Here is an 8,852-nt window from a genome sequence, read left to right as displayed (position 1 = left end):
CGTGTGGGTGTGCGCGGGTTTCCGTACTGGTCAACCGCCTTTGTTTGTTTTCTAACCACCTGGGGGGGGGGGGGGGGCCTGGGGGCCCCCCCCCCCGCCAGAACCGGTGCGGATGCTGGTGTCAGTGCGTTGCGACCGTCTCTGCCGTGGGGCGAGCGGATGCGGCATCCTGCTCCGGCTCGTCCGCGGCATCCGAGTCATCGGCGAATGGCAGGCCCTCACGCGAAGCGTTGTAGAGGTTCTCGTTGAGGATGCCTTCGCGCTTGGCGACGATCGTCGGGACCAGCGCCTGGCCCGCGACGTTGACGGCGGTGCGGCCCATGTCGAGGATCGGGTCGATCGCGAGGAGCAGACCGACGCCTTCCAGGGGCAGGCCGAGGGTCGACAGGGTGAGGGTCAGCATGACGGTGGCGCCCGTGGTTCCGGCAGTGGCGGCGGAGCCGACGACCGAGACGAGCACGATGAGCAGGTACTGCACGATGTTCAGCTGGATGTCGAAGAACTGGGCGACGAAGATCGCGGCGATGGCTGGGTAGATCGCGGCGCAGCCGTCCATCTTCGTCGTGGACCCGAACGGGACAGCGAACGAGGCGTAGGAGCTGGGCACGCCGAGGTTGCGCTCGGTGACGCGCTCGGTGAGGGGGAGCGTGCCGATCGAGGAGCGGCTGACGAATCCGAGCTGCACTGCAGACCACACGCCCGTGAAGTACTGCTTGATCGAGAGGCCATGGGTCCTGATCAGGATCGGGTAGACGACGAAGATCACCAGGGCCAGGCCGATGTAGACGGCGGCGGCGAACCAGGCGAGGGATGCGAGTTTGCCCCAGCCGTACTCGACGACAGCCGATCCGATCAGGCCGAAGGTGCCGAGCGGTGCGATGCGGATGATCCACCACAGCACGCGCTGGATAATCTTCAGCAGCGACTCGGTGAAGGCGAGGAACGGTTCGGCTTTCTTGCCGGCCTTGAGGGCTGCGATGCCGACGGCGGCAGCGACGACGATGACCTGCAGGATGTTGAAGGTCACAGAGGATGCCACAGCTCCTGCTTCAGCGTCGAAGGAGCTGCTCACTCCGAGGCCGAGGAAGTTCTGCGGGATGAGGCCGAGGAGGAAGTTCCACCACGTGCCGACCGTGTACGGCTCGCCAGGCTCGAGGCCCGCGCCTGCGCGGGATCCGGGCTGGATGACCAGACCGAGGATGATGCCGATCGATACGGCGATGAACGCGGTGATCGCGAACAAGAGCAGCGTCTGACCTGCCAGGCGCGCGGCGTTCTGCACGCGGCGCAGGTTCGAGATGCTGGCGACGATCGCGGTGAAGATGAGCGGGACGACGGCCGCGCGCAGCAGCGTGACGTATGAGCTGCCGATCGTGTCGAGGGTGGCGGAGAGGCCGTTGAGGGTGTCGGCTGTCGCACCGAGCTGGCGTCCGATGAGGCCGGCGGCGATGCCGAGCACCAGGGCCGCGAGGATCTGGAAGCCGAATGATGTCAGCAGTTTGCGGACGGGGCCGCGGGTATCGGGTGCCTTTTGGGCGCGTGCAGTCGTGCTCATGGTTCTCCAGATCAGGCGCACTCCGGACGCGCGCCACGGATTTAAACGTTAGACGCGAAGATTCATTCCCACGCATGTTGTGACGTTGCGTGACGTGGCGTTCTCTTGCGTGACGCGGCGTTCTCTACGACGCGCGCCGCTTCGGTGCGGCCGCCCCGCCGAACATCTCTGACGTGAGCCCATCGAGGAAGTCGCCGGGGTCGGTCTTCAGTGCCTCGGCGACGCGCACGAGCGTCTGGACGCTGAGCATCGCGCGCCCCGATTCGTAGCTGCGGATGTTCGACGAATCGATGTCGCTGAGCACCGCGAGCTGGTCTTGGGTGAGGCCCCGGTCCTTGCGGGTCGCAGCGATCTTCGCCCCGATATGGGCAGCTGCGTCGGAGGGGATTCGGGCCACTGATCAAGCTTGTTGATCCCCGGTAGTTCATGCCAGGGCGTCTGTCCCCGGGTACTTGTACACTCAGGATCGTGAACAGGAGAGCGGATGCCGCGGGGCCAGAGCGCCTCGTCAAATCGAAGCAGCGCGTGTCGGATCACGGTGAGGTATTTACCCCGCGCTGGCTGGTCGACGACATGCTCGATTTGGTCAAGAGCGAGACCGAACGGATCGACTCCCGCTTTCTTGAGCCCGCTTGCGGGTCGGGCAACTTTCTGGTGCCGGTGCTCGAGCGCAAGCTCGCAGCGGTACAGGCTCGCTATGGCAAGAGCGACTTCGAGAAGCGCCACTATGCCCTGTTCGCGCTGATGTGCATCTATGGGATCGAATTGCTGAAAGACAACGCGGAAGAGTGTCGCGAAAATCTTTCGGGTACTTTCACCCGGTATCTGAAAGTCGCGCCCGGCGATCCCTGGTCGGATGCCGCGCTCGCCGTCCTCGCGGTCAACGTCGTGCAGGGGGATGCGCTGAAGATGACGACCGCCGCGGGCGAGCCGATCACGTTTCCCGAGTGGGGGTATCTCGGGCGCGGAAAGTACCAGCGACGGGACTTCCGTTACGACAGCCTGACGCAGCGCGCTGCTGCATCGGAGGGGCTGTTTGCCCACTTCGAAGAGCACGAGATCTTCACACCGGTGCAGACGTATCCGGCGATGACTGTGAAGGAGATCGCGGCGTCGCCCTCCTCCGGTCAGCCGGCCCCTGAGCCTGTCGAAGGGCGTGATCTCTAATGACCGAGCAAGCTTCTTTTACGCTTCAGGGGCACAACCCCGACGTGCTCACGTGCATCGCGAACCTTTCGAACGATGAGGTGTTCACTCCTCCCGAGTTCGCGAACCAGATGCTCGACACGCTCGAGCAGGCCTGGGCGGAGTCGAACGACGGGGCATCCATCTGGGCGGACTCGACTGTCACCTTCCTGGACCCGTTTACCAAGTCGGGCGTCTTCCTCCGCGAGGTCACCCGGCGACTGACCGACGGGCTGGCGACGCAGATCCCCGATCTGGACGAGCGCGTCGATCACGTCCTCACGAAGCAGGTCTTCGGAATCGGTATCACTCAGCTGACGTCGCTACTTGCGCGTCGCAGTGTCTACTGCTCGAAGGACGCGACCGGTGAGCACTCGATCGCGAAGAGCTTCGAACGCGACTGGGGCAACATCTGGTTCGAGCGTACTGAGCACACCTGGGCTGGGCGCAAGAAGGAGCGCCGCGCGAACCCGTTGACCGGCCATGAAGAGCTTGTCGAGCAGACCGGCACCGGGAAGTGCAAGTTCTGCGGGGCCTCCGAGGGCGAGTATGCCCGTGATGAGTTCCTCGAGACGCACGCCTATGCCTTCATCCACACCAACGACATCAAGGCTCGCGTGAACGAGCTGTTCGGAGCCGACATGCAGTTCGACGTCATCATCGGAAACCCGCCGTATCAGCTTGCGGACGGCGGCTTCGGGATCAGCGCCGCACCCATCTATCAATACTTCATCGAGCAAGCAAAGGAACTCGAACCGCGATTTCTCAGTGTCGTCACTCCATCGCGATGGATGACCGGAGGGAAAGGGCTTGATGAGTTTCGTGAGCGGATGCTGGACGACAATCGAATCCGCACGATTGTGGACTACCCGGACTCGAATGATGTCTTCCCGGGCACTCAGATCAAGGGCGGCGTTTCGTACTGGCTCTGGGACAGGGATAATCCGGGTGACGTCAATGTCGTAACGCACACGGCTGGACAAGATGTCTCCGTGGCTACGAGGCCACTGCGTGAACCCGGCGCCGACGTGTTTGTCCGGTACAACTTGGGCGTCTCGATTCTCAGAAAAGTGCTGCTCATGGAGTCAGACGTGGAGTCGAACTCCGCTCATTTTGGTCTTCCGTCGAATAAGCAGTTTCGCGCAATCGTCAGTTCTCGTCGGCCGTTTGGATTCGATACGACCTTCAAAGGGCACGCGATACCGGAGGACGGTGACCTGCTCTTGCATCGCAATAGCGGGATTGGGTACGTGGCGCGAACGGAGATAGGCGCGAACCATGCGGTGATCGATCGTTGGAAGGTCTTTATCCCGCGGGCCGGAAGCGGCAGCGATTCTTTCCCGCACCCGATCTTGTCGAAGCCTTTTATCGGAAAGCCGGGTGAGGTCTCGTCTGAGACCTACATTTTTATTGGTCCTTTCGTCGACGAGACCGAGACGAGCAACGTCATCTCCTACTTACGGACGAGGCTGCTCAGGTTCCTTGTACTACTACACAAGCCGTCTCAGTCGACTACGCGTGAACAGTACACTTTCGTGCCGCTGCAAGATTTCTCGCGTCCGTGGACCGATGACGAGCTTTATGAGAAGTACGGCATCACCGACGAAGAGATCGCGTTCATTGAGAGCATGGTTCGTCCGATGGAGCTTGGCAATGCCTAGGCCAATGAGTGCACTGCTCCCACTGAAGCCCGACGCCCGCCTCCGCATTTACGCGTGGTCTTCCAGCGAGGTTGCGGCGCGCTGGCGTGACTGTGTCAAGGTCGGTCAGACGACGCAGGCCGACGTCAATGACCGCATCAAGCAGTCGCAGGGGCAGGCGCGCGTCGACTACACGCTCGAAGTCGACGAGCCCGCAGATCGGCACGATGGCACCACGTTCACCGATCGTGACGTGCGCGAACGCCTGATCGCCAAGGGCTTCGACAATGTCGTCTTCGAATCCAGTCGCGAGTGGATGCGCTGCGCGGCCGACGACGTACGCACCGCGATCACGGAACTCCGTGCGAACAAGAGCTACAGCGGTTCGCACCACGCGACCTTCCCGATGCGCGCCGAGCAGCAAGCGGCCGTCGACAAGACCTACTGGTACTACCAGGACCGCTGGTCGAAGGACTCCGATGCGGTGCCGGAGTTCCTCTGGAACGCAAAGATGCGCTTCGGCAAGACCTTCACGACCTACCAACTCGCGAAGAAACTTGAAGCGAAACGCATCCTCGTCGTGACCTTCAAGCCTGCCGTCGAAGATGCGTGGGACACCGACTTGAAGACGCACGTCGATTTCGACGGGTGGCAGTACCTTTCGCGCAAGAGCGCGGGCGACCCGACGAATGTCGATTCAGAGCATCCGCTCGTGTTCTTCGGCTCGTTCCAGGACCTCATGGGAACGGACAAAGCTGGCAACTTCAAGCCGCGCCACAAGTGGCTCACCGAGCTCACATGGGACCTCGTCGTCTTCGACGAATACCACTTCGGTGCCTGGCGCGACGCAGCCAAAGAGCTCTTCGAAGGCGAGGACGACGCGAAGAAAGAAGAGAAGATCGAGTTCTCCGCGGCCGAAGAGACCTTCGCGGAAGAACTCGAAGAGCGCGGCAGTGATGAGGACGCGTTCGTCCCCATCCAGGCATCCGCCTACCTCTATCTCTCCGGCACGCCTTTCAAAGTGCTGAACGAAGGCCGCTTCATCGAGGAGCAGATCTTCAACTGGACGTACACCGACGAGCAGCGCGCGAAGGCGCAGTTCGCGGCGCAGCATCCAGACGAACCGAATCCTTATGCATCGCTTCCCGAGATGCGCCTGCTGACCTATCAGATGCCCGAGGAACTCCTCGCAATCGCGAGCCAGGGGGAGTTCGATGAATTCGACCTCAACGCGTTCTTCGAGGCGAAAGGTGCGGGCGACGAGGCCGAATTCGTCCACAAGGATGACGTGCAGAAATGGCTCGACATCATCCGCGGCAATTACGCGCCCACGCAGCTCGATGCTCTCAAAGCGGGCACGCGTCCGCCGTTCCCCTATTCCGACACTCGTCTTCTGCCATACCTGCAGCACTCATTGTGGATGCTGCCGCGCACAGCATCCTGCGCCGCCATGGCGAACCTGCTTGCCGAACCGCAGAATGCGTTCTGGCACGACTACACGGTTGTGAACGTGTCGGCGCCCGGCGTTGGCGTCGGGCTGGCCGCCCTCCCGCCGGTGCGCGAGGCGATCGGCAACGGACACGACACCAAGACCATCACGCTCACCGTCGGAAAGCTCACCACCGGTGTCACGGTGCCGCAGTGGTCGTCGATCCTCATGCTGCGCAATCTGCAAGCGCCAGAGACCTATTTCCAGGCAGCGTTCCGGGTGCAGTCTCCGTGGAGCATCCGCAACCCCAACGGTGACGATCCGCATGAGGAGGCGATCCTCAAGCCGGTCTGTTTCGTCTTCGACTTCGCCCCGACGCGCGCACTGAGGCAGATCAGTGAGTACGGGCGCGGCCTGTCGCCCGAGAATCCGAATCCCGAAAAGGCGGTCGAAGAGCTGGTCTCGTTCCTGCCGGTGCTCGCGTACGACGGATCGAACATGACGCAGGTGGATGCTGCCGGCATCCTCGACATCGCCATGTCGGGAACGTCGGCGACGCTGCTTGCGCGCAAGTGGGAATCTGCCGTGCTCGTGAACGTCGACAACCTCACACTCAAGAAGATCATGGGCTCGCAAGAGGCGATGGATGCCGTCATGAACATCGAGGGGTTCCGCGCGTTGGGTTCGTCGGTATTCGAGACCGTTGTGAACAAGAGTGAGGCGGTGTCGAAGACCAAGAAGGAGAAGGGCGACGACATCACGCCCGGTGAGACGAAGGAACTGACCGCGGAGGAGAAGGAGTACAAGTCCAAGCGGAAGCAGATCCAAGAGAAGCTGATCAAGTTCGCCACCAGGATCCCGGCGTTCATGTACCTCACCGACTACCGCGAGAACACGCTCTACGACGTCATCACGAAGATCGAGCCAGAGTTGTTCAAAGCTGTCACCGGTTTGTCCGTGGCTGACTTTAACCTGCTGGTGTCACTCGACGTCTTCAATGCTGCACACATGAACCAGGCGGTGTTCGCATTCCGCCGGTACGAGGATGCTTCGCTCTCGTACACCGGAATCGAATCACACGAGGGGCTGCGCAGGTACGGGCTGTATGACACCGTCGTGGCGGTGGAATGACGGCTTCTTAGTTATCCACAGATCCTAGAATCTTTGTTTCAATGTCGGTGGCCTCTGAGAGTATGAAGTATGGCAACTTTCACCGACGTCGCGGCGCTGATCCCCACCCTGTGTGGGCAGCTCGCTGAGGGTGAAAGCGTCGCGGGCGCCCAGGCATCGATGATGCAGATGCCCGACGCTGAGGTCGTCAGAGTGCTGGCCGAGACGGCCGCGCTGGCCCGGCAGGTCGAGCAGATTCAGCTTGCCGCGGCGGGAGTGATCGCCCTGCGCTCGAAGCGCGAGCGCGGGCACTCCGGGCTCTCGGCGTCGCGGGGCCACCGGTCGGCGGCGGCCCTGATCCAAGACCTCACCGGATCGACCAAAGCAGAAGCGAACCGCGTGGCTCGTGTGGGCGAGTCGCTGGTTGACGGCGGGGCCGGATCATCTTCGAGCGACGGGCAGCTGCTCACCGAGAGTGTCGAGGCCGATACGCCGCCGCCGCCCGAGCCGTGGTTTCAGCCTCTTCGGAACGCACTGCGCGATGCGCGGGTGACAGCGGCCGAGTTCGACGCGATCCAACGCGGACTCGGAGAGCCGCCCGAGATCGACACAAAGTTGGTGCATGGCGCCGAGCTCGAGAATGGCGCAGAGCTGACGGATGCTGATGCGCTTGCTGCCGCGCGCGAGAACGCACGTGCGGCGTGGGCGCAGGCGGCAGAGCAGCTGATCGACGCGTCGCGCGAGTGCACGGCCGAGGAGCTCTGGCATCAGGCGCGGAGCATCCGGGATCTGCTTGACCCAGAGGGAGCAGAGGCGCGGTTCGCGGCGAGATTCGAGAAGCGGTCCTTCCGCACCTACCGTGATCAAGACGGCCAGAAGCGCGCGAACATGGTGCTCGACGACGAAGGCGACCTGTTCATCGAGACGATTCTGGCCGCGGCGATGCGTCCGCGGCGCGGAGGTCCGAGGTTCGTCGACTCCGACGAGCAAGAACGGGCGAAGTCCCTCATCGACGACCCGCGAACCAATGACCAGCTCGCCTATGACCTGATCCTCGATGTGATGCGCGCCGGCACGCTCGCCGACGCGAAGAGCGTGTTCGGAACCCGGCAGGCCGGCGTGCGACTCGTGCAGGTTGTGGATGCTGACGGAACTGCGGCTCCAGTCGCGCACAGCGAAGATCACGTGATGTCGATGCCGGCGGCAGTTGCCGAGCAGCACATCTGCGACACAGGCGTCGTGCCCGTAACGATCGATGAGTGCGGAAATCCACTCGATGTGGGCCGAGAGCAACGGCTTTTCACTCCAAGACAGCGCATCGGGCTCGCGATCCGCGACGGCGGATGCCGATGGCAGGGTTGCGATCGGCCAGCCTCCTATTGTGAAGCCCATCACATCGATGAATGGAAAAAAGATCAAGGTCACACCGACATCGATCGCGGCGTGCCGTTATAAGCCAAACGTACCTACGTCATACGGACGGAAGGTATAGACGATGGCAAGTAGGAAAGACGCGCTGGGACCGAAAGGAAGGGCGATGACCGATGTCATCGAGATGATCGATCCTGTGACGGGAGAGATCATCGATGAGCAGCAGCTCGCGGAGCAGCTGCTGAAGCAGGCGAAGGAAACAGGGTGTCGACCTCGTCGGCCCCGACGGGGTGCTGAACGGGCTCACCAAGCGGGTGCTGGAGACAGCGCTCGAGGCGGAGATGACCGAGCATCTTGGCTACGAGAAGCACGGCAACACGATCGCCGAGAACGCTCGCAACGGGATCCGATCGAAGACGGTGCTGACCGAGGTCGGTCCCGTCGAGATCGACGTTCCCAGAGACCGTGAGGGGTCGTTCGAACCGAAGATCGTCAAGAAGCGGCAGCGGCGCCTGACCGGCGTCGATGAGATCGTGCTGTCGTTGACCGCGCGGGGGCTGAC

Annotated in this window: 6 protein-coding genes and 1 pseudogene; 5 read left to right on the top strand and 2 right to left on the bottom strand. The window is 62.4% G+C overall.

Annotated features, from left to right (window positions below; genetic code table 11):
• Positions 1–121: 121 nt before the first annotated feature.
• On the bottom strand, positions 122–1,555 hold the full coding sequence (locus ACTIAO_RS15965; protein ID WP_441907149.1) for a dicarboxylate/amino acid:cation symporter: 1,434 nt from the start codon (positions 1,553–1,555) through the stop codon (positions 122–124).
• Between the two features lie 124 nt (positions 1,556–1,679).
• Positions 1,680–1,952 carry a helix-turn-helix domain-containing protein gene (locus tag ACTIAO_RS15960; RefSeq protein ID WP_441883031.1) on the bottom strand — a complete coding sequence of 91 codons (273 nt, stop codon included), beginning with the start codon at positions 1,950–1,952 and terminating at the stop codon, positions 1,680–1,682.
• 128 nt (positions 1,953–2,080) lie between these two features.
• Between ACTIAO_RS15960 and ACTIAO_RS15955 the strand changes: the two genes are divergently transcribed.
• The 5 genes and pseudogenes from ACTIAO_RS15955 to ACTIAO_RS15935 form a co-directional block, all read left to right on the top strand.
• On the top strand, positions 2,081–2,722 hold the full coding sequence (locus ACTIAO_RS15955; protein ID WP_441907148.1) for an N-6 DNA methylase: 642 nt from the start codon (positions 2,081–2,083) through the stop codon (positions 2,720–2,722).
• Positions 2,723–2,766: 44 nt separating this feature from the next.
• Complete coding sequence (locus ACTIAO_RS15950) at positions 2,767–4,401, top strand: Eco57I restriction-modification methylase domain-containing protein (protein WP_441907147.1); 1,635 nt, start codon at positions 2,767–2,769, stop codon at positions 4,399–4,401.
• Positions 4,402–4,405: 4 nt separating this feature from the next.
• Positions 4,406–6,940: a GIY-YIG nuclease family protein gene (locus ACTIAO_RS15945; protein ID WP_441907146.1), complete on the top strand. Its 2,535-nt coding sequence runs from the start codon at positions 4,406–4,408 to the stop codon at positions 6,938–6,940.
• 69 nt (positions 6,941–7,009) lie between these two features.
• Positions 7,010–8,374 carry an HNH endonuclease signature motif containing protein gene (locus tag ACTIAO_RS15940; protein ID WP_441907145.1) on the top strand — a complete coding sequence of 455 codons (1,365 nt, stop codon included), beginning with the start codon at positions 7,010–7,012 and terminating at the stop codon, positions 8,372–8,374.
• A gap of 100 nt (positions 8,375–8,474) precedes the next feature.
• Positions 8,475–8,852, top strand: a pseudogene (locus tag ACTIAO_RS15935) (transposase); the annotation flags it as partial.

Source organism: Microbacterium sp. (genome assembly GCF_052099035.1).
Lineage (GTDB): Bacteria > Actinomycetota > Actinomycetes > Actinomycetales > Microbacteriaceae > Microbacterium.
This window is presented reverse-complemented; position numbering and strand designations above follow the sequence as displayed.